This window comes from Salmonella sp. A29-2, assembly GCF_020150755.1.
In the GTDB taxonomy this organism is placed as follows: domain Bacteria; phylum Pseudomonadota; class Gammaproteobacteria; order Enterobacterales; family Enterobacteriaceae; genus Salmonella; species Salmonella enterica.
Map to the genome: position 1 here is coordinate 3,355,985 of NZ_CP083731.1, position 21,458 is coordinate 3,377,442.

General features: G+C 53.7%; 19 protein-coding genes and 1 pseudogene. 10 read left to right on the plus strand and 10 right to left on the minus strand.

Going from position 1 to position 21,458, the window contains the following annotated elements:
* Window position 1: 1 nt before the first annotated feature.
* The 6 genes from K8W53_RS16430 to ybbA form a co-directional block, all read right to left on the minus strand.
* A complete protein-coding gene (locus tag K8W53_RS16430) occupies window positions 2-661 on the minus strand; it encodes a methionine ABC transporter permease (protein WP_000342247.1) in 660 nt (219 codons plus the stop codon).
* On the minus strand, window positions 654-1,670 hold the full coding sequence (sfbB, locus tag K8W53_RS16435) for a virulence-associated ABC transporter ATP-binding protein SfbB (protein ID WP_023224415.1): 1,017 nt from the start codon (window positions 1,668-1,670) through the stop codon (window positions 654-656). Before sfbB ends, K8W53_RS16430 begins: the two co-directional genes overlap by 8 nt.
* Before the next feature lie 36 nt (window positions 1,671-1,706).
* The gene (locus K8W53_RS16440) at window positions 1,707-2,537 is read right to left on the minus strand and encodes a MetQ/NlpA family ABC transporter substrate-binding protein (protein ID WP_000524311.1); all 831 of its coding nucleotides are present in this window, start codon (window positions 2,535-2,537) and stop codon (window positions 1,707-1,709) included.
* Between the two features lie 256 nt (window positions 2,538-2,793).
* Window positions 2,794-3,927 (minus strand): porin, encoded by a 1,134-nt coding sequence (locus K8W53_RS16445; protein WP_000152869.1) that lies wholly within the window; start codon window positions 3,925-3,927, stop codon window positions 2,794-2,796.
* 185 nt (window positions 3,928-4,112) lie between these two features.
* Window positions 4,113-6,527: a putative ABC transporter permease subunit YbbP gene (gene ybbP / locus K8W53_RS16450; RefSeq protein WP_052939317.1), complete on the minus strand. Its 2,415-nt coding sequence runs from the start codon at window positions 6,525-6,527 to the stop codon at window positions 4,113-4,115.
* Window positions 6,524-7,210, minus strand: coding sequence for a putative ABC transporter ATP-binding protein YbbA (gene ybbA, locus K8W53_RS16455; protein WP_001110598.1), 687 nt, complete (start codon window positions 7,208-7,210; stop codon window positions 6,524-6,526). Before ybbA ends, ybbP begins: the two co-directional genes overlap by 4 nt.
* Here ybbA and tesA point away from each other — a divergent pair.
* The 3 genes from tesA to cnoX all read left to right on the plus strand — a co-directional run bounded on the left by tesA (window position 7,181) and on the right by cnoX (window position 9,634).
* Entirely contained in the window at window positions 7,181-7,795 is a 615-nt protein-coding gene (tesA, locus tag K8W53_RS16460; RefSeq protein ID WP_023216303.1) for a multifunctional acyl-CoA thioesterase I/protease I/lysophospholipase L1, read from the plus strand. The two genes, ybbA and tesA, sit on opposite strands and share 30 nt — an antisense overlap.
* A 154-nt stretch (window positions 7,796-7,949) precedes the next feature.
* Window positions 7,950-8,720 (plus strand): SDR family oxidoreductase, encoded by a 771-nt coding sequence (locus K8W53_RS16465; protein ID WP_001172804.1) that lies wholly within the window; start codon window positions 7,950-7,952, stop codon window positions 8,718-8,720.
* A 59-nt stretch (window positions 8,721-8,779) separates the two neighbouring features.
* The gene (gene cnoX / locus K8W53_RS16470; RefSeq protein WP_000116056.1) at window positions 8,780-9,634 is read left to right on the plus strand and encodes a chaperedoxin; all 855 of its coding nucleotides are present in this window, start codon (window positions 8,780-8,782) and stop codon (window positions 9,632-9,634) included.
* 85 nt (window positions 9,635-9,719) lie between these two features.
* On the opposite strand, the gene fetB is transcribed toward cnoX, so the two are convergent.
* Together fetB and fetA are read right to left on the minus strand one after the other, a co-directional pair.
* The gene (gene fetB, locus K8W53_RS16475) at window positions 9,720-10,499 is read right to left on the minus strand and encodes an iron efflux ABC transporter permease subunit FetB (protein WP_001002130.1); all 780 of its coding nucleotides are present in this window, start codon (window positions 10,497-10,499) and stop codon (window positions 9,720-9,722) included.
* Window positions 10,486-11,163, minus strand: coding sequence for an iron efflux ABC transporter ATP-binding subunit FetA (gene fetA / locus K8W53_RS16480; RefSeq protein WP_000140192.1), 678 nt, complete (start codon window positions 11,161-11,163; stop codon window positions 10,486-10,488). Before fetA ends, fetB begins: the two co-directional genes overlap by 14 nt.
* 146 nt (window positions 11,164-11,309) lie before the next feature.
* Between fetA and K8W53_RS16485 the strand changes: the two genes are divergently transcribed.
* Both K8W53_RS16485 and K8W53_RS16490 read left to right on the plus strand, forming a co-directional pair.
* A complete protein-coding gene (locus K8W53_RS16485) occupies window positions 11,310-12,227 on the plus strand; it encodes an SPFH domain-containing protein (protein WP_000906146.1) in 918 nt (305 codons plus the stop codon).
* Window positions 12,224-12,676 (plus strand): NfeD family protein, encoded by a 453-nt coding sequence (locus tag K8W53_RS16490; RefSeq protein ID WP_000561177.1) that lies wholly within the window; start codon window positions 12,224-12,226, stop codon window positions 12,674-12,676. Before K8W53_RS16485 ends, K8W53_RS16490 begins: the two co-directional genes overlap by 4 nt.
* Here the strand turns inward: K8W53_RS16490 and cueR are convergent, their stop codons facing one another.
* The gene (gene cueR, locus K8W53_RS16495) at window positions 12,677-13,093 is read right to left on the minus strand and encodes a Cu(I)-responsive transcriptional regulator (RefSeq protein ID WP_001026760.1); all 417 of its coding nucleotides are present in this window, start codon (window positions 13,091-13,093) and stop codon (window positions 12,677-12,679) included.
* Between the two features lie 109 nt (window positions 13,094-13,202).
* Between cueR and copA the strand changes: the two genes are divergently transcribed.
* From copA to ybaK, 4 genes and pseudogenes are all read left to right on the plus strand, one after another.
* Window positions 13,203-15,704 (plus strand): copper-exporting P-type ATPase CopA, encoded by a 2,502-nt coding sequence (gene copA / locus K8W53_RS16500; RefSeq protein WP_000083910.1) that lies wholly within the window; start codon window positions 13,203-13,205, stop codon window positions 15,702-15,704.
* A 152-nt stretch (window positions 15,705-15,856) separates the two neighbouring features.
* Window positions 15,857-16,683: pseudogene (locus K8W53_RS16505) on the plus strand (lysozyme inhibitor LprI family protein).
* A gap of 85 nt (window positions 16,684-16,768) precedes the next feature.
* Window positions 16,769-17,563 (plus strand): TraB/GumN family protein, encoded by a 795-nt coding sequence (locus K8W53_RS16510; protein WP_000421861.1) that lies wholly within the window; start codon window positions 16,769-16,771, stop codon window positions 17,561-17,563.
* Window positions 17,564-17,764: 201 nt separating this feature from the next.
* Complete coding sequence (gene ybaK / locus K8W53_RS16515; RefSeq protein WP_000186618.1) at window positions 17,765-18,244, plus strand: Cys-tRNA(Pro)/Cys-tRNA(Cys) deacylase YbaK; 480 nt, start codon at window positions 17,765-17,767, stop codon at window positions 18,242-18,244.
* A gap of 116 nt (window positions 18,245-18,360) precedes the next feature.
* On the opposite strand, the gene ushA is transcribed toward ybaK, so the two are convergent.
* Window positions 18,361-20,013 (minus strand): bifunctional UDP-sugar hydrolase/5'-nucleotidase UshA, encoded by a 1,653-nt coding sequence (gene ushA, locus K8W53_RS16520; protein WP_023224414.1) that lies wholly within the window; start codon window positions 20,011-20,013, stop codon window positions 18,361-18,363.
* Between the two features lie 172 nt (window positions 20,014-20,185).
* On the opposite strand from ushA, the gene K8W53_RS16525 reads away from it, so the two are divergent.
* Complete coding sequence (locus tag K8W53_RS16525) at window positions 20,186-21,406, plus strand: MFS transporter (RefSeq protein WP_052939316.1); 1,221 nt, start codon at window positions 20,186-20,188, stop codon at window positions 21,404-21,406.
* Window positions 21,407-21,458: the final 52 nt, after the last annotated feature.

A 21,458-nucleotide genomic window follows, 5' to 3' on the forward strand; every position in this document is an offset into this window, starting at 1 on the left:
CTTAGTGTCTGTCGCGCTTGTCGGCACGTTTTGCCAGCCAGTCGCCCAGCATCTGAACGACCTGAACCAGCACAATCAGCGCCACTACGGTAACAACCATCACTTCGGTTTCGTAACGGTAGTAGCCATAGCGAATCGCCAGGTCGCCTACCCCGCCGCCGCCGACAATCCCGGCCATCGCCGAGTAGCCGATTAAGCTTACCAATGTAATCGTCAGGCCGCGCAGCAGCCCTGCGCTGGCTTCCGGCAACAGTACGGTACAGATAATACGCATCGGACTAGCGCCGAATGCCAGCGCCGCCTCAATAATCCCTTTATCGACTTCACGGAGCGCGCTATCTACCAGGCGTGCATAAAACGCGATTGCGGCCACCGACAGCGGGACGGAGGCTGCAATCGGGCCAATCGTATTACCCAGCAAAAGCTGCGTTAGCGGCAGTAACAGCACCAGTAAAATAACAAATGGCACCGAGCGGATAATATTCACCAGAACCGAGGCGACGAGATAAATAAAACGGTTCTGCCAGAACAGATGACGATCGGTGACAAAAATCAGAAAACCGAGCGGTAGACCGCCAAGAATCGCCAGCACCGTTGAAATACTCAACATCTGGAAAGTTTCATTGAACGCCAGCGTTAAATCCGGCAATAAATCATCCACGGATCACCTCCACCTGTGCGGTACGTTGACGGATATGCTCCACGGCGGCGGCCACCGCCGTTGGATTATGCGGCGCGGTTAATTGCACCACCAGAATGCCCAACGCGCGTTCGCCGATATATTCAATCTTGCCATGCAGGATATTGACCGCGACGCCAAACTTGATCGCCACCTCCGACAGTACCGGCTGCTCCGCCGAATCGCCGATAAACAAAATTTTCAGCAACTGCCCGGGCAGGTGTTCCCGTAAACGTTCCGGCAGGGTTAAATTAAGGGTATGAGACACCAGTTGCTGTGTGAAAGCGTGTTGCGGGTGGGCAAACACATCAAACACCTCGCCCGATTCCACAACCTTACCGCTCGACATCACCGCCACGCGATCGCAAATAGATTTGATCACGTTCATTTCATGGGTGATCAGCACAATAGTAATCCCGAGCTGTGCATTGATCTGTCTGAGCAGGGCCAGAATCGTGGCGGAAGTTTCCAGATCCAGAGCGGAAGTCGGTTCGTCACATAGCAACACATCCGGATGGTTAGCGATGGCGCGGGCTATCCCCACCCGCTGTTTTTGCCCGCCGCTGAGCTGTACCGGAAAACGGTTCGCTTTATCGGCAAGGCCCACCAGCGTTAAAATTTCCGCCACCCGCGGCGCGATTTTGCTGCGTTCCCAGCCAGCCGCTTTCAGGCTAAACGCAACGTTTTGCGCCACTGTCCGGGTATGCATTAAGTTAAAATGCTGGAAAATCATACCAATACGCTGCCGCGCCTGGCGTAACGCTTTTCCGTCCAGCGCCGAAATTTCCACGCCGTTGACGTTGACGCGCCCCTGGCTGGGACGCGTTAAGGCGTTCAGGGTACGCAGCAGAGTGCTTTTTCCTGCGCCGCTGGTACCGACAATGCCAAAAATCTCGCCCGCGGCGATATGCAGGCTCACATCATCCACCGCGCGCGTGGGGGTACCGCGACCGGCGGTAAAATCGACGCAGACTTTTTCTATTTCAATCATATTCACCTCAGAAATTGGGGATGGCTACCGCTGCGATCAGGGGGTCGCGGTCATCCATTCCGGTTTCTGGAAGGCGCTATAAATATTCTTTGGATCGTCGATGACCGCGCGATAAGCCGGCGATTTCACCGCCTCGACAATATCTTTGGCAAACGGCTTATCGGCATCTTCACTGCGTACCGCAATGATATTTTTCAGATTCTCATCCAGGTGTTCCTGCTTAATCGCGCTGGAGAGATCGAGTCCTGCCGCCACCGCAAAGTTCCCGTTAACCAGCGCGCCGGTCACGCCATCCAGCGTGCGCGGTAACTGTGCGGCTTCCAGCGGTTTGAAAACCAGTCCTTTTGGATTGCTGGCGATATCTCGTTCAGAGGCTTTGGTCGGATCGATATTGTCCTTAATCGTGATAAGCCCCAACGATTGCAGGAAGCGAAGGCCGCGCGCCAGGTTAGTCGGATCGTTGGAGAGGGTAATAATGTCCCCTTTTTTAAGCGCATCCAGACTGTTGATTTTACGTGAATAGAAGCCCATCCCGGCGGTCGGTACCACAATAAGTTTGCTGAGCTTCAGCCCTTTGTCAGCGGTGAATTTGTCAAAATAGAGGGTATGTTGAAAGAGGTTGGCGTCGATGCTGCCGTTAGCTAACGCCATATTGGGCTGGACATAGTCGCTAAACTCGCGCACCACAACCTTATACCCTTTTTCTTTTAATGTCGGCGCAATCGCCTGCTTCACCATGTCGCCATACGGCCCTGGCGCGACGCCAAATACGATCGTTTGCGGGGAACCATCGGCATGGGCAAACTGTAATCCGCAGGCCAGTAATAGCGTGCTGGCCGCAATGCGTAAACTCTGACGCAATCCCATAATTTCTCCATTTTAAATAGTGTGATGCTGTGCCGGATGCCGTTCATGCGGCATCGTCTGTTTTGGCCCAAACGAAAGGCTATTTCTTAACATGACACAGATCACAGCCTGCTGTCCTTGAAATTATTTCATGATGTTTCCTGGTGTGTCGTTAAATGTACGAGGCAGGCGCTCAGGCGTGTGTCAGGCGGGAATGGCGTAAAGGGAAATGCCGGATAAGAGGTCTTAACGCCAACATCCGGCAGAGGAAAACGCTTTAGAAATCGTAACGCAGACGCACCAGGTTCATATCGCCCAGATTGTCAGTGCTGGAGGTGAAAACATGTTCATAATCAACGCGGAAACCATAATCCAGTTGGAAGGTGATCCCCACGCCGTTATCGGTACGCAGATAGTCGCGGCCATTCACATATTCAATGCGGTCGCCCATAAAGTACGGTTGAATAGCTTTTACGGCATACTGACCAATCGGGAAAGCGTAACCGACAAAATATTCCAGACCCCACGCATCGCCGGCAAAGTAATCATTCACAGACACTTTTTTGGTCGTCATAAAGTTCTGATACCAACCGCCGCCTGCGGCGATAGTCCAGTTTTCCGGCGTCCAGCTTAATGCGGTACCGACAATATTTTGATCGTAAGTTTTATTGCCGTTGCCGCGCATCTCCGCACGGGTATAGTTCCATGCCGTCCCCCAGGTCAGATCGTCGGTGAGATGGTAATCCGCGCCTAAAGAACCGCCGCCTTTACGCTTGTAATTCAGGCCGTTATTGGCATTATAATCGTCGCTGAACAGATAAGATGCGTAGAGATCGACATTGCCAATGCTTTTCTTATACTTCAATGACTTACGCGTGCGATAAGAACCATCGTAGTCGCCGTTAATCCCGTTGCCCGGCGCCTGACCTATCATGTCGTAATCCCAGATATCGGTTTTTACGCCCACCACATCGTAATAAATGCTGTTCTGTTGACCGAAGGTCAGCGTTCCCCACGTCGCGCTCTTGAAGCCGGTATACAGCATACGGCGAGTGGTATCAGTCGCGCCCTTCGCATAATGGTTATCCCAGTCAAATACCGCAGGGATATTGACGCCCAGCTCGTAATAGCTAATCCAACTGATATCATCAAACAGATAGTAATCCGCGGCGAAGCGGAAACGCGTCCCGCCATCAAAACCATTACGTTTATAACCGTTCGCGCCGTCATTGCCGGTCATATTCTGGAACTGCGGACGAATACTCCCGCCAACGGTGAAATTGAGTCGGCTGAGTGGATTACCCGCCTGGGGATCTTGTTTTAAAACGGTGATTTCCGCCTGAGTAGCGAAAGGCATGAAAGCCACTGCCGCGCCGATCGATGCCGCCAACGCTGTTATTTTAATTGTCATTATATTTTCCTTGATAGATAGCCAATCCAAATCATTTAGCAGGCAAATAATAACTGTTATAAAACCTTACGTGTTGTGTATTTTTTAATGATTTGTGCTACTAAAAATCAAGGAGTTAGCAATTTGTGCGACTAAAAAAGTACGCGCCGTTTTAAAAACCGGCGCGAAATTATTCACATCATGAATCATCCGCTAAACTGTCGGAATAGCGCTTTGCCTTTCAGCAAACGAACGCCAAGCCAGCCGCCGCATACGGAAAGCAGCAGCGCGCCGCAAAACGGCAGTGCGCCCCATAAACGCCAGTCCGGCTCCCAGGGGAAATCAAAAACGTTGATTTGTAAGATCGCCAGCGCCGTTTCCGCGCCAATCGCGGCGACCAACCCGGCAACTAACCCCAGCATGGCGAATTCGCACCAGAGTGTGGTACGCAACAGTTTCTTTCCGGCTCCTAACGTGCGCCACACCACCAGCTCCTGATGGCGCTGACGCATCCCGACCTGTACCTGGGCCAGTAATAGCAACATGCCGCAGAGGGTGACTAGCACAACCATCACCTCCAGCGCCCGACTGACCTGCTCCAGCACCTGTCCCACCTGTTTCAGGATCGCCCCGATATCTAACAGGCTGACGGTAGGAAACTCGCGGTTAAGCTGCGTTAACATGCCGTTGCCATTCTCCCAGCGAAAACTGGTCAACCAGCTTTGCGGTTGCCCGTCCAGCGCCCCGGAAGGAAAAATGAAGAAAAAGTTGGGCCGCAGGCTTTCCCAGTCCACTTGACGCAGGCTGGTGACTTTAGCGCTAAATGCCTGGGTATCGCCCATAAAGGTTACGCTATCGCCGAGTTTAACGTTCAGCCGCTTCGCCAGCCCCTCTTCCATGGAGACTTCGCCCGTTTTTGGCGGCCAGTGACCGGCGACCAGCGGATTATGCGCCGGTCGCGTATCCTGCCAGGTCAAATTCAGTTCACGGTTGAGCGACTCATCCTGCTGACCTTCCGTCGGATTACCGTTTATCTTCGTTAACCGCGCCCGCACAATCGGATAAAACGTCTGCGGGATCACCTGATGTTCCGCCAAAAAGGCTTTCAGCGGCGCAACCTGTTCTGAAGCAATATTGATAAGGAAATAGTTCGGGCTTTCCGGCGGGAGCTGCTGTTGCCAGCGATCAAGGAGGTCGCCGCGCAGCACCAGCAAGAGCGCCAGCAGCATAAACGAAAGCGAAAACGCCGAAAGCTGACTCAACGTTGACCACGGCTGACGCAGAAGTCGGCTGACGGCCAGACGCAGCGGTAGTGATGTCAACGTCATGCCGCGCAGCACGTTAAGCAGCATCCAGCCCACCAGACCGCACAGCAGCGCCAGTATCACGGCGCCCGCCAGAACCGCCCACAACAGCATACTTCCGCCCATCAATCCGGCGAGCAGCGCCACCACGACGGCGCAGGCGACAGGCAAATAAATTTTTAACGGCCAGACGCGAGCGACAACGTCGCGGCGCAGCACCCGTAGCGGCTGGGTCGCCAGCAACAATCGATAAGGCCGTAAACCGACCAGCAGAGAGATGACCGTCATCGCGCCCAGCGCCCACAGCCAGGGCCACAGGCTGGCGGGCGGCAAATCGGCGGGCAGTACCGGTTTTAGCAGCACCAGCAATATGTTTTCAAACAGTAACCCAATCGCGCCTCCCGTGACGGCGGAAAGCCCCAGCACCATCAACCACTGTCCGATGATAAGTTTACGCAACTGGGCCCGGCCCGCGCCCAACGTTTTTAAAATCGCCACCAGATCGTAGCGGCTACGGCAGTAATGGCTCATCGCCACCGCGACGGCAGCTACCGCCAGCAGTAGCGTTAATAACGCCGAAAGCAGCAAAAACTGCTGCGAACGTTCGAGCGATTTCCCCAATGCCCCGTCATCCTGCTCCAGTCCGTACCAGCGATGTTCCGGTTTAAGCTGCGGTAACAGCCAGCTTTCATAGCCAGCAAGCTGTTGCGGCGTTCCGCCGAATTTATACCGCCACATCACGCGGCTCCCCGGCTGTATCGCACCGGTTTTTGCCACATCGGCCATATTCATCATCAGACGCGGCGCCATCTGAAAAGGGTTAAATCCGGAATCCGGCTCCTGCACCACTTCACCGGCAATACGCAAGGTCACGTCGCCGACATCAATGGTATCGCCCGTTTTCAAATTAAGCAGCGCCATCAGACGCGGCGCCAGCAGTACGCTACCCGGCTGCGGTTTCACTCCGTCAGGACGGGTTTGCAATTCGCCGTACATCGGATAAACGCTATCTACCGCCTTCACGCTGGCCAGTTGCGGCGTATCGCCGGCAAACGTCATGGTCGCAAAGGTTAACTGCTCGCCCACGTTAAGACCGCGTTTACGCGCCTCTTCAAGCCAGGCTTTCGGTACCTCCCGCGAACTTTGCAGCGTCCGATCGCCTGCCATAAACTCGCGGCTTTGCTGACTTAACCCTTTTTCCATCCGGTCGCTGATACTGCCGAGCGCCAGTACGCAGGCCACCGCCAGACTCAACGCCAGCCAGACAATAATCAACGACGGCGAGCGCCATTCGCGCCAGAACCAGCGAGCTATCATGCCTCCTCCTGTAACTGACCGTTGACCAACCGCAGCCGCCGGTCGCAGCGCGCCGCCAGCGCCGGGTCGTGCGTCACCAGAATCAGCGTGGTGCCGTGCTCGCGGTTAAGCGAAAATAGCAGGTCGGCGATTTTATCTCCGGTCTGACGGTCAAGGTTGCCCGTCGGCTCATCGGCAAACAGCACATCAGGACGCCCGTTAAACGCGCGCGCCAGCGCTACGCGCTGCTGTTCGCCGCCGGAAAGCTGTGCCGGAAGGTGGTCAAGCCGTTTTCCCAGTCCCAGTTGTTCGAGCAGCGCTTTCGCCCCCGCCTTACTCTGACCGCTGTTTTCACCGCGTAGCAGGGCCGGTAGCTCAACGTTTTCCAGCGCGTTAAGCGTAGGAATAAGCATGAAGGATTGAAAAACAAAACCGACATGCTGAGCGCGAAGCTGCGCCCGCGCCTCTTCGTCCATCTGGTGAAGCGGTTTCCCCACCAGACTAACCTCTCCGCTACTGCCGTCATCCAGTCCGGCGAGAATCGCCAGCAGCGTAGATTTTCCCGATCCTGATTCGCCAATCAGCGCAATGGTTTCGCCGCGTTTGACAACCAGTTCAACTCCGGTAAGGATGGAAAGCTCATGCTCACCCTGACCGACGGACTTCCTGAGACGATGAACTTCAACACTGTTTTCCGCTGGCATTTGCCCTTCCTGTTTTTGATCCTGTTAACTTTCCGTGCCGCCGCCGCAGACACCTTATTAATTCTGGGCGATAGCCTCAGCGCCGGTTACCGTATGGCCGCCAGCGCGGCATGGCCGTCGCTCCTTAATGATAAATGGCAAAACAAAACGTCGGTCGTTAATGCCAGTATAAGCGGAGATACCTCGCAGCAGGGACTGGCGCGTTTGCCGGCGCTGTTGCAACAGCATCACCCGCGCTGGGTAGTGGTGGAACTTGGCGGCAACGATGGCCTACGCGGTTTTGCGCCTGCGCAAACCGAACAGACGCTACGTAAAATCATTCAGACGGTGAAAGCCGCCGATGCCCGACCGTTACTGATGCAAATTCATCTGCCCGCTAACTACGGTCGCCGTTATAATGAATCCTTTAGCGCCATTTATCCTAAGCTCGCCAAAGAGTTCGATATTCCTCTGTTACCGTTTTTTATGGAAGAGGTATATCTGAAACCGCAGTGGATGCAGGATGACGGCATTCATCCCAACCGCGACGCCCAGCCGTTTATTGCCGACTGGATGGCGAAGCAGTTGACCCCTTTTCTCTCCTGAATAATTCGAGTTGCATGAAGGCGGCACGTAAGAGAATTTCCAGGAGCATAGATACCTATGTGACTGGAGTAAACGAACGCACAGGCAACTTGAAGTATGACGGATATAGTTAACCACGACTCTTAAATCAACGGAGATCCTGACAGGTAAAGTTATGCAAAAATCGGTCTTAATAACAGGATGTTCCAGCGGAATCGGTCTGGACAGCGCGCTTGAGCTTAAACGCCAGGGCTTTCAAATCCTGGCGGGCTGCCGCAAACCTGATGATGTCGCCCGGATGAACAGTATGGGATTTACCGGCGTGTTGATCGATCTCGACTCCCCTGAAAGCGTGGATCGTGCCGCCGATGAAGTGATCGCCCTGACCGATAATCGTCTGTATGGGATCTTTAACAATGCCGGCTACGGCGTGTATGGCCCCCTTTCTACCATCAGCCGTGAGCAGATGGAGCAACAGTTTTCCAGTAATTTTTTCGGCGCGCATCAGCTTACCATGCGCTTACTTCCCGCCATGTTGCCGCATGGCGAAGGACGCATTGTGATGACCTCATCGGTGATGGGGCTGATTTCCACCCCAGGGCGCGGCGCTTACGCCGCCAGCAAATATGCGCTCGAAGCCTGGTCTGACGCGCTACGTATGGAGCTACGGCACACAGGCATTAAAGTGAGCCTGATAGAACCGGGGCCGATTCGTACCCGTTTTACGGATAACGTTAACCAGACGCAGCGTGATAAACCGGTAGAAAATCCCGGCATCGCCGCACGTTTCACCCGCGATCCTGACGCGGTAGTAGCGAAAGTGCGTCATGCTTTTGCAAGCGATAAACCCAGGCTGCGCTATCCCGTTACACTGGTCACCTGGGCGGTGATGGCGCTGAAACGCCTATTGCCGGGCCGGATGCTGGATAAAATTTTACAAAGCTGAGTTGAAGCGCGCCAGTCAGCCCCCATGTAAACGTGACACAGACAAAAGAGAGCGACGCCATGTCCGTACAGAACATTGTCAATATTAATGAATCCAACCTGCAGCAGACCTTAGAGCAGTCCATGACCACGCCGGTACTGTTCTATTTCTGGTCTGAACGCAGCCAACACTGTCTGCAATTAACGCCAGTGCTGGAAAGTCTGGCTGCCCAGTACCACGGTCAGTTTATTCTGGCAAAGCTGGACTGCGACGCCGAACAGATGATCGCCGCTCAGTTTGGTCTGCGCGCCATCCCGACTGTCTATCTGTTCCAGAATGGCCAACCGGTCGATGGTTTCCAGGGGCCGCAGCCGGAAGAGGCGATCCGCGCTCTGCTGGATAAAGTACTGCCGCGTGAAGAAGAGCTAAAAGCGCAACAAGCGATGCAGTTAATGCAGGAGGGCAACTACATTGACGCGCTGCCGTTGCTCAAAGACGCCTGGCAGCTCTCTTCGCAGAACGGTGAGATTGGCCTGTTACTGGCGGAAGCGCAAATTGCGCTGAACCGCTCTGAAGAGGCCGAAGCGGTGTTAAAAACTATCCCGCTACAGGATCAGGATACCCGTTATCAGGGGCTGGTCGCGCAGATCGAACTGCTTAAACAGGCGGCGGATACGCCGGAAATTCAGCAACTTCAGCAGCAAGTCGCGGAGAATCCGCAGGATGCGGCTTTGGCAACGCAACTGGCGTTGCAGTTGCACCAGGTCGGACGTAATGAAGAAGCGCTGGAATTGCTGTTCAGCCATCTGAGAAAAGATCTTACCGCCGCCGAGGGACAGACGCGCAAAACCTTCCAGGAGATCCTTGCCGCACTCGGCACCGGCGACGCGCTGGCGTCGAAATACCGCCGCCAGTTGTACGCGCTACTGTATTAATCCTCTCTTGCCTGATGGCGCGCTTATCTGGCCTACCTGTCGTCCTCAGGCCGGATAAGGCGCTTGCGCCATCATCCGGCAACTATCATGATTTCTTGAGCGGCATTACTACCAACTGATGACGCGAATTATAGAACTTCCGGTAGGTTAAATAGCAGGCAATGATGGTAGACAGGCTGGCTGTCGACAACAGCATAAACGTTACCATAATTTGATATTTAATCGCTTTTACCGGATCGATCCCGGCAAAAATCAGCCCGGACATCATCCCCGGCAGGCTCACCAGCCCAACGGTCTTTGCCGAGTCGATCGTCGGGATAAGCGATGCGCGGATACTATCGCGGATAAGCCCGGCGGAGGCCATTTTCGGCGTTGCGCCCAAACTTAACTTTTCCTGGATTTGCTGCTGCTCGCTATGAAAACGTAGCCCCAGTTGGTTGTAGCACAGCCCTACCGCTACCATCGCATTACCGGCGACCATGCCAGCGATGGGAATCACCTGCATCGGCGCAAATTCAATCGAACCGGTAAGCACCAGTACCGTCAGCGTTAGTCCGGCGCCGACGGTGATGGCGATAAACGAGGAGAGAAATGCCTTATCGATATATTTACTGCGCTTTTGCGCGTTCCAGGCGGCGTTAAAACAGATGAACAGCACCATCAGCAGCGTCAGGGCGGCATGATTAACGCCAAAGATGTATTTCAGTACATAGCCGACAATAATGAGCTGTATCACCGCCCGGCATACGCTCCACAGAATATCTTTTTCCAGCGCCAGCTTTTCCTTGTGACTGATGAGCATCGCGACCACCACCAGCAGCATCGATAACGCCAGCGAGGTATTGGTAATATTATGCTCGTTCATAACGCGCCTCCTGCATCTCTCCGGCAGATGGCGTTAACGTTATCACCTTATCCGCGTGTTGAATTTCATCTTTATCATGCGTTACCCACAAGACAGCGACCTGCTTATCGCGAACATAGCGATGAATAATATCATTCACATTCCGTTTGTTATGTTCATCCAGCGCGCTGGTTATTTCGTCGAGTAACAGTATTTTCGGCAGAAACTGTAGATTACGAATTAGAGCAATACGCTGTTTTTCCCCGCCGGAAAGCGCGGCAATCGGTTTTTGCAGAATCGTCTCCGGCAGTTCAAAACGCGCCAGATCGTCTGCGAAGGCTGTCGGCTGCGGGCGCTGATGGCGAATTTGCCAGGGAAAAATCAGGTTATCGTAAACCGTATCGCCAAATAGCGCTGGCGTCTGAGCGCAATAAGAAACCTGCTGGCGATAGGCTTCCGGACTCAGAGTAGTAATATCCTGCCCCTCAAAAAGAATCACGCCGATATCAGGGCTTATTAACGAGGCCACCATTTTCAACAACGTACTTTTTCCGCAGCCAGAAGGACCGGTAATTAACTTAAATTCGCCGCGTTGCAGCGTAAAACTGATGTTATTCACTATTTTTGTCGTCGCAGTCCGGTAACCGACCTGCTTTAACTCAAGCAACATGCTACGTTCTGTCATTTATTGCGCATCCGTTGTTCATATTTTTATAGCGATAGTGTATCCCTGTAATTAATAAGGGGGGAACATGCTTTACTGAATCAGGTATAATTCGCTTAATTCGTCAGCAAAATCGGTTTATGGACAACGCAACAGGAGGTTTAGCTATGCTCATTCTTATCCCTATTCTCATTTTCGTCGCGCTGGTGATCGTCGGCGCGGGCGTCAAAATCGTTCCGCAGGGATACCAGTGGACGGTGGAGCGCTTTGGACGTTACACCAAAACCCTGCAGCCGGGATTAAGCCTTGTTGTACCGTTTATGGACAGAATTGGCCGCAAGATCAATATGATGGAGCAGGTGCTGGATATTCCGTCGCAGGAGGTGATCTCAAAAGATAACGCCAACGTCACTATCGATGCGGTCTGTTTTATTCAGGTTATCGATGCGCCGCGCGCCGCCTATGAAGTCAGTAACCTGGAACTGGCGATCATTAACCTGACCATGACCAATATCCGTACGGTGCTCGGTTCGATGGAGCTGGATGAAATGCTCTCCCAGCGCGACAGCATCAACACGCGGCTGCTGCATATTGTCGATGAAGCCACCAATCCGTGGGGAATTAAAGTTACCCGTATCGAAATTCGCGATGTCCGCCCGCCCGCGGAATTGATCTCCTCTATGAACGCCCAGATGAAAGCGGAACGTACCAAACGCGCCTATATCCTTGAGGCCGAAGGGGTACGTCAGGCGGAAATCCTCAAAGCCGAGGGGGAAAAACAGTCGCAGATTCTGAAAGCCGAAGGCGAACGTCAGTCCGCTTTCCTGCAGGCGGAAGCGCGCGAACGTTCCGCCGAAGCGGAAGCCCGCGCTACGCAGATGGTATCTGAAGCCATCGCCGCCGGGGATATTCAGGCGATAAACTACTTCGTGGCGCAGAAATACACCGAAGCGTTACAGCAAATCGGCTCGGCGAATAACAGCAAAGTGGTCATGATGCCGTTGGATGCCAGCAGTCTGATGGGCGCTATCGCCGGGATCAGCGAGCTGGTTAAGGACAGCGCCAGCGAACGGAAAAAAGCATGATAGCGATGATTCTGGTACATCCGCATATCTTCTGGCTTAGCCTCGGCGGCCTGTTGTTGGCTGCGGAAATGCTCGGCGGTAACGGCTATTTGCTGTGGAGCGGCGTGGCGGCAGTGATTACCGGCTTAACCGTCTGGCTCTTACCGCTCGGCTGGGAATGGCAGGGCGTGCTGTTTGCGGCCTTAACGTTGCTGGCGGCCTGGCTTTGGTGGCGCTGGCTGGCGCGTCGCGTGCGGGAGCAGAAGCCGACCGACAGCCGCCTTAACCAACGCGGACAACAACTGGTAGGCCGCCGGTTTATGCTTGATGCCGCGTTAGTTAACGGACGGGGTCATATGCGTGTCGGCGACAGCTCGTGGCCGGTATGCGCTGACGAAGACCTGCGCGCAGGTACGCATGTCGAAGTGATCGCCGTGGAAGGCATCACCCTACGCATTCGCGCCGTTTAATCAACGTGGCTTTTGCGCCTTGTGATGACAGCAGCCGGAAAGATTATCAATAATCGGGCAGTCGGCGCTGTCATCGCCGGGACAACTCTCCGCCAGCGCCAGCAGTTGATCGCGCATTGATTGCAGCTCGCTGATATGGCGCTCGATCTCCGCGACCTTTTCCAGCGTCCGCTTTTTCACATCTGCGCTATGGCGTCGCGGATCGTTAAACAGATTGACCAGTTCGCCACACTCTTCCAGATTAAACCCCACCTGCCTCGCCTGTCGCAGCAACGTCAGCTCGTTTAAATGCTTCTGCGTGTAGGTGCGATAACCATTTTCGCTACGTAATGGCGGCGTCACCAGCCCTTTCTCTTCATAAAACCGAATGGCTTTGCTGGTTAAACCGGTTTTTTTCGCCACATCGCTAATATTCATATTTCCCCCTTGACCTTAACCTTGCTGGAAGGTTTAACCTTTATCACAGTGAGTCACTACGATTACTAAGGTCAATGAATTGATGACCAATCATAAAGGAGTTTTTACTATGTCTCAAACTATCGACCTGACCCTGGACGGTTTGTCCTGCGGTCATTGCGTTAAACGCGTGAAAGAAAGTCTTGAACAACGTCCGGATGTTGAGCTGGCGGACGTCACCGTAACCGAAGCGCACGTTACCGGTACCGCCAGTGCGGACGCGTTAATTGAAACCATCAAACAAGCCGGGTATGGCGCGACGTTAAGCCACCCAAAGGCTAAACCGCTGACAGAGTCATCAATCCCGTCGGAAGCACTGGCAGCGGTTCCTCATGAGCTTCCGGTAGCGACGGCCGATGAAGAAAGCCAACAGTTGCTGTTAAGCGGCATGAGCTGCGCCAGCTGTGTCACCCGCGTACAACATGCGCTACAAAGCGTACCGGGCGTCACGCAGGCACGGGTAAACCTGGCGGAACGCACTGCGCTGGTGATGGGCAGCGCGTCCGCCGCTGATTTAGTGCAGGCGGTGGAAAAAGCCGGCTACGGCGCAGAAGCGATTGAAGATGACATCAAACGCCGCGAGCGCCAGCAGGAAACCGCCATCGCCACCATGAAACGTTTTCGCTGGCAGGCCATCGTCGCCCTGGCGGTCGGTATACCGGTCATGGTCTGGGGGATGATCGGCGATAACATGATGGTGACCGGCGACAACCGCAGCCTGTGGCTGGCTATTGGCCTGATCACGCTTGCGGTGATGGTCTTTGCGGGTGGTCACTTTTACCGTAACGCGTGGAAAAGCCTGCTGAACGGCACGGCGACGATGGATACGCTGGTGGCGCTCGGCACCGGGGTCGCCTGGCTCTACTCCATGAGCGTCAACCTGTGGCCGCAGTGGTTCCCGATGGAAGCGCGGCACCTCTATTACGAAGCCAGCGCGATGATTATCGGTCTGATTAATCTCGGACACATGCTGGAAGCGCGCGCCCGTCAGCGTTCCTCAAAAGCGCTGGAAAAATTACTCGATCTCACCCCGCCCACCGCACGCGTCGTGACAGAAGACGGCGAAAAAAGCGTCCCGCTGGCGGACGTTCAGCCTGGGATGCTGCTGCGGCTCACTACCGGCGATCGCGTGCCGGTGGATGGCGAAATTACCCAGGGCGAAGCGTGGCTTGATGAAGCCATGCTGACCGGCGAACCCATTCCGCAGCAAAAAGGCGAAGGCGACAGCGTTCATGCCGGCACCGTCGTCCAGGACGGCAGCGTCCTGTTCCGCGCCAGCGCGGTGGGCAGTCATACCACGCTGTCACGCATTATTCGCATGGTACGCCAGGCGCAGAGCAGTAAACCGGAAATTGGCCAACTGGCCGATAAAATCTCCGCGGTATTCGTTCCCGTCGTCGTGGCCATTGCGCTGTTCAGCGCCGCTATCTGGTATTTCTTCGGACCGGCGCCGCAAATTGTTTATACGCTGGTCATCGCCACCACCGTACTGATTATCGCCTGCCCTTGCGCATTAGGCCTGGCGACGCCAATGTCGATTATTTCCGGCGTAGGCCGCGCTGCCGAATTCGGCGTGCTGGTACGCGACGCCGATGCCCTGCAACGCGCCAGTACGTTGGATACCCTCGTTTTTGATAAAACCGGGACGCTGACGGAAGGCAAGCCGCAAGTGGTGGCGGTAAAAACCTTTAACGGCGTTGATGAAGCTCAGGCATTACGTCTGGCAGCCGCGCTCGAACAAGGCTCCAGCCACCCGCTGGCCCATGCGATTCTGGAAAAAGCCGGCGACGATAAACTGCCGCAGGTGAACGGTTTCAGAACGCTGCGCGGACTGGGCGTCAGCGGTGAAGCGGAAGGCCATCAACTGCTTCTGGGGAACCAGGCGTTGCTGAACGAACAGCACGTCGCCACGGATGATATGACGGCGGAAATCACCGCGCAGGCCTCGCAAGGCTCGACTCCGGTCCTGCTGGCGATTGACGGTAAAGCGGCGGCGTTACTGGCGGTACGCGATCCATTGCGCAGCGATAGTATTGCCGCGCTTGAACGCCTGCACAACGCCGGATACCGTCTGGTAATGCTCACCGGGGATAACCCAACGACGGCTAACGCGATTGCCAAAGAAGCGGGTATTGACGAAGTCATTGCGGGCGTTCTGCCGGATGGCAAAGCCGATGCGATTAAACGCCTGCAAAGCCAGGGTCGTCAGGTTGCGATGGTCGGCGATGGTATCAACGATGCGCCCGCGCTGGCGCAGGCGGACGTCGGTATCGCGATGGGCGGCGGCAGCGATGTGGCGATTGAAACCGCGGCGATTACGCTGATGCGCCATAGTCTGATGGGCGTGGCGGATGCGCTGGCCATTTCGCGCGCGACGTTGCGCAATATGAAGCAAAACCTGCTTGGCGCATTTATCTACAACAGCATTGGTATCCCGGTGGCCGCCGGTATTCTGTGGCCGTTTACCGGTACCTTGTTAAACCCGGTAGTAGCGGGCGCGGCAATGGCGCTGTCTTCCATTACCGTCGTGAGCAATGCCAACCGGCTATTGCGCTTTAAACCGAAAGCGTAAAAAGTCCTATCAGGCAGCATTAGCTGCCTGATATATTATTAAGCCATCAGTAATTTACCGTATCAATATATAAAAATTTAACCGCACATCCTGTAGAAAAATAAAAAACAACATTTTATAATGTTTTTTTGAATCATAAGGATGTGTTATTTATGTTTAGAAAAGCAGTTACGCTTCTTTTCCTGCTTTCTCCCGCCGTCAGTTATGCAGGGTTATTTGATTCCACTCCAGAGTTAAAATGTGGCAACGATAATGCAGTCACGGCGGCAAAAGAATGGATTTACAATGAAGCATTAGGTCGTTTACAGCAAGACTATATTAAAGAGCCCTCCACGCTTTTCTTCGATATCCCCCAGACTCAATACGAGCAACAACTCCGGGCTATTCCTGTTCAATTCAGTGATGTAATAACGCAGAACCCTCAAGCAGAAAATGCCAACCTACGAACTTGCTCGGCTACCGTCGCCATGGGTATTCCTCAGCCATTATTTAAATTAATGAAAGACTTACCAAATACTCTATTCTATATTTCACAAGGGGATGGACAGGTAATAAACAATACGGTGACCTGGAAACAGATTAACTACAATATTCAGCTAGCAGACAACAACAAAGATATTGTTGTCACCTCTGTGCAAAAAACCGATAAATTGGCGCGATCTATTTATGTAATGGCAAGAATGACGGTATCTGGTGATAGCATTATAAAGAAAAAAATAACTCACTGATTGAAATCGCAGCAAAGAAATTTGAGAGTAGAGATCGCGAGCTTAATCAGGTCTGGAAATCGCTACCCGCCTCTGCCCGAACGGCATTAAAACAAGAGCAGCGAGTCTGGGTGACCAAAAAAGAGCAGCAGTGCGGCAAACTTAGCGATGCCAAATCCGAGGCCATACCCGCTGAAAAGCGCATCAGTATTTATAAATGCCAGCTTGAAATGACCATCGCCAGAACGGCCTATCTCGACGGCAGCGAATAACCCGACCGATCGTTGACGTCCCGTCAGGGCGCATTGCGCCCTTTTCTCCAACGCGCTAGCATGAGCTTTTTCAAAGGGAGCGCGTATGGAGCTATTAAATCAACTTAAACGTTTATGGCGCGCGCTGCGTGGTACCCCAAATAGTTGGCCTGCTATCGATCTCTCCCTGCCCGGCGGTCGTCATCTGCATCTGGTTGGCAGTATTCATATGGGGACGCGCGATATGGCTCCTCTTCCAGCAAAGCTGGTGAAAAAGCTACGCCAGGCCGACGCGCTGGTCGTTGAAGCGGATATTTCTGGTAACGAAACGCCATTCAGCAATCTCCCCAAATGCCCGCCGTTGGTCGAACGTCTAAGCGCCGGGCAGCTAAGCGCACTGGAAAAACGGGTCAGTGAGTTGGGTATGCCGCTGATCCATTTTGATAATCAACCTTTATGGCAGATAGCTATGGTGCTACAGGCCACGCAGGCGCAACGGCTGGGATTGCGCCCGGACTATGGCATTGATTATCAGCTATTACAGGCTGCCCGCGAAATGTCGCTGCCGGTGCAAGAGCTGGAAGGGGCGAAACACCAGCTCGAACTACTCTGCGATCTGCCCGATGGCGGGATGGCGCTGCTCGACGACACGCTGACGCACTGGCACACCAACGCACGGCTTTTGCAGGTGATGATCGGCTGGTGGCTTGAGCAGCCGCCGACCAGCGTCGGCGCTTCGCTCCCCAGAACGTTTAGCCAGCCGCTGTATGATGTACTGATGGTGAAACGCAATGAAGCCTGGCGCGACGCGCTGCTGGCACTGCCGCCGGGACGCTACGTGGTAGCCGTAGGGGCGCTACATCTGTACGGCGAAGGCAACCTACCGCAAATATTGAAATAAAAAAATGGCCAATATCGCTATTGGCCCGTCAAAGAGGAATTTCATCGTTATTATTATCCCGACGCTTTCGCTTCGGATCTTCAGATTGTCGCTCAAAGTTGCCGCAACTGCCAAGACCTAATGCACAAGATTATACTATTTTTTAGTCCGCTTTCGGGCGTATGCTGATGGCAAATCACGTCTGTAGTAAGAAGGAACGTTATGACACCCGCAGTTAAGTTACTCGAAAAAAACAAGATTCCGTTTAACATTCACACCTACGATCACGATCCGAATGAAACTAACTTTGGCGATGAAGTGGTGCGTAAGCTCGGGCTAAACGCCGATCAGGTGTATAAAACGCTTTTGGTCGCCGTGAATGGCGATATGAAGCAACTGGCCGTCGCCGTGACGCCTGTAGCCGGACAGCTGGATTTGAAAAAAGTCGCCAAAGCTCTGGGCGCGAAAAAGGTCGATATGGCCGACCCGATGGTGGCGCAACGCACCACGGGATATCTGGTCGGCGGGATCAGTCCGCTGGGACAGAAGAAACGGCTGCCCACGCTGATTGACGCGCCAGCCCGCACGTTTGCCACTATTTATGTTTCCGGTGGTAAACGCGGGCTGGATATTGAACTGGCGGCTGACGATTTGGCCGCCATCCTGGGTGCTAAATTCGCTGATATCGCGCGTCGGGATTAAGCCTGCGTAAAATACATTGCCGGATAGCGGCGCAAACGCCTTATCCGGCCTACAGCAGACATAATCCGTAGGCCTTAAGGCTGCGCGCCATCAGGCAGTGATGGCTATCCGTACCGCTACAGCCAGCTCACCTCGCCATTTGGCGTAAACGCCGCCGCATCCAGCGGTGAATTCTGCTGAATAAACTCTTTCAGCACTTCCGCATCAATAAACCCGGTATTCACGTAGCCCGGTTTGTTATCGATGCGCGGATAACCATCGCCGCCCGTGGCGTTGAAACTCAGCGTCGCCATGCGGTAGGTTTTGGCCGGATCAACAGGCTCGCCTTTGATTTTCAGATCGGTGAGCTTGCCCTCTTTGGCGACAAAGCTCACATTGGCGAACTGTGGATAGGCGCCGGAGTCCGGTTTCATCTGTGCTACGGCGGTGAGATAATCAACTACCTCTTTGCCGCTCATATCGGCATACACCACAATGTTGCCGAACGGCTGTACCTTGAGCACGCTTTTATAGGTAATATCTCCCGCCTCAATCGAGTCGCGAATACCGCCGCCGCTCATCACGCCAAAATCGGCGCCGGTGCGCGCGATCTGCGCAGCCAGAATCACCCGTCCCATATTGGTCTGGACAAATCTGACCTTACTGCGATCGCCTTCAAGAAGGCCATTCACGCTACCAATTTTCACCTCCAGTTGCGCTTTACCTTTATTCTGGAACGGCGTTAATAACGAGAGCATTTGCGGATTTTCGGCGATTTCCGGCGTGTAAAGTACACGCTCGCTTTTCCCGTTATCCCAGGTCACTTTTTTCTTGAGATTTACCGGAATAAGCTGGTAGTTAACCATTTTCATCTCGCCGTTACGGAATTCGAAATCCGCGCGGCCCACATATTTACCCCACTCATGCGCCTGCACGATCCAGATGCCATTTTGCTTATCCGGCGCGCAGGGCGTTCCCGGTACGTAATTCACCTGTTTTTTATTTTCCGACGCCATGCATACCGGGTCTTGTGAATGACCGCCCACAATCATCTCCAGCGAACCGGCAGGCAGGCTACGCGCCATCTCAACGTCGCCCGGCGCGTTCGAACCGTGATCGCCGTTGTCATAATGTCCCATATGCGTGGTCGCGATAATCACGTCCGGTTTTTCATTCATATTAAGTTCCTGAATCACCACCTTTGCTTCTTCAGCAGGTTTACGAAACTCAATATCGGTGAAATATTCCGGGTTGCCTATTTTCGCCGTGTCATCGGTGGTTAAGCCGATTACCGCGATTTTTATATCCTGGCGTGTAAAAATAGCCCACGGCTTAAACAGACGCTCGCCGGTACTTTTTTGATAAATATTGGCGGAAAGAAAGGGAAACTTCGCCCACTTTTCCTGCTGGCGCAATACGGTGAGCGGATTATCAAATTCATGATTACCGACGGCCATAGCGTCGTAGCCAATCAGATTCATCCCGCGGAAATCGGGCTCCGCATCCTGGAGATCGGATTCCGGCACCCCGGTATTAATGTCGCCGCCGGATAACAACAGGACGCTTCCCCCCTCTTGCGCCACCTCTTTACGGATACTGTCCACCAGCGTTTTTTGCGCCGCCAGACCATATTCGCCATATTCGCTGCGCCAGAAGTGACCGTGGTGATCGTTGGTATGCAGGATAGTAATTTTATAGGTTTTATCTTTTTCGTAAGCCTGTGCAGGCTGAGTCGTCAGCGCGAACGCCGCCAGTAACGCCAGCGCCACACCCCGTTTCAAAAATTTCATCTTTCTCTCCCTGACTCAATATCAACCGCAGAAATTACCTTTCCTTGCAATAATAGACAAATATGTTTTCAGAATTGAGACTTCCTTCAAACACATTTCACAGGTATGTTAGGCAAGTAATAATTACACATCCTACTATCTCCAACATCGCATAAAATTTAAGTGACTTTCTATGGCCATGAGTGAACCAACCCAGCCGTTAGCCGGCGCGCCCGCAGCGGCCGCTAAAGCACGTACTTCGTTTGGTATTTTGGGCGCGATCAGTCTTTCCCATCTGCTGAACGATATGATCCAGTCGCTAATCTTAGCCATTTATCCCCTGTTGCAGGCGGAGTTTTCGCTGACTTTCGTCCAGATAGGTTTGATCACCCTGACGTTCCAGCTCGCCTCATCGCTACTGCAACCGGTCGTCGGCTACTGGACGGATAAATATCCCATGCCGTGGTCGCTGCCTGTCGGCATGTGTTTTACCCTGAGCGGGCTGGTACTGCTGGCAATGGCGGGAAATTTTGGCGGCGTATTGCTCGCTGCGGCGCTGGTGGGTACCGGCTCGTCCGTTTTTCACCCGGAATCGTCCCGCGTGGCGCGCATGGCCTCCGGCGGACGTCATGGTCTGGCGCAGTCTATCTTCCAGGTCGGCGGTAACTTCGGCAGTTCATTGGGCCCGCTGCTGGCCGCCGTGATTATCGCGCCCTATGGCAAAGGGAATGTCGCCTGGTTTGTGCTGGCCGCGCTGCTGGCGATCGTGGTGCTGGCGCAGATCAGCCGCTGGTATGCAGCCCAGCACCGGATAGCGAAAGGCAAGCCAAAAGCGATAATCGCTAACCCGCTGCCGCGCAATAAAGTCGTGCTGGCGGTCAGCGTATTATTGCTACTCATTTTCTCGAAATATTTCTATATGGCGAGCATCAGTAGCTATTACACCTTTTATCTGATGCAAAAATTCGGATTATCAATACAAAACGCGCAGCTCCATCTGTTTGCCTTCCTGTTTGCGGTGGCTGCCGGGACGGTAATCGGCGGGCCTGTGGGCGATAAAATCGGCAGAAAATATGTGATTTGGGGCTCTATTCTCGGCGTCGCGCCGTTTACCCTTGTTTTACCCTACGCCACGCTGTACTGGACGGGGATTTTAACGGTGATTATCGGCTTTATTCTCGCGTCGGCGTTTTCCGCCATTCTGGTGTATGCTCAGGAGCTGCTGCCAGGACGCATCGGTATGGTTTCCGGCCTGTTTTTCGGGTTTGCCTTCGGGATGGGAGGCCTGGGCGCAGCGGTGCTGGGGCTGATTGCCGACCATACCAGTATCTATTTAGTTTATAAAATCTGTGCTTTCCTGCCGCTTCTGGGGATACTGACCATATTCTTACCTGATAATCGACATAAAGCATGATTTTATGGCGGTTAAAGGTACGCTTTAACCGCCTGTACATCCTGATGCCATC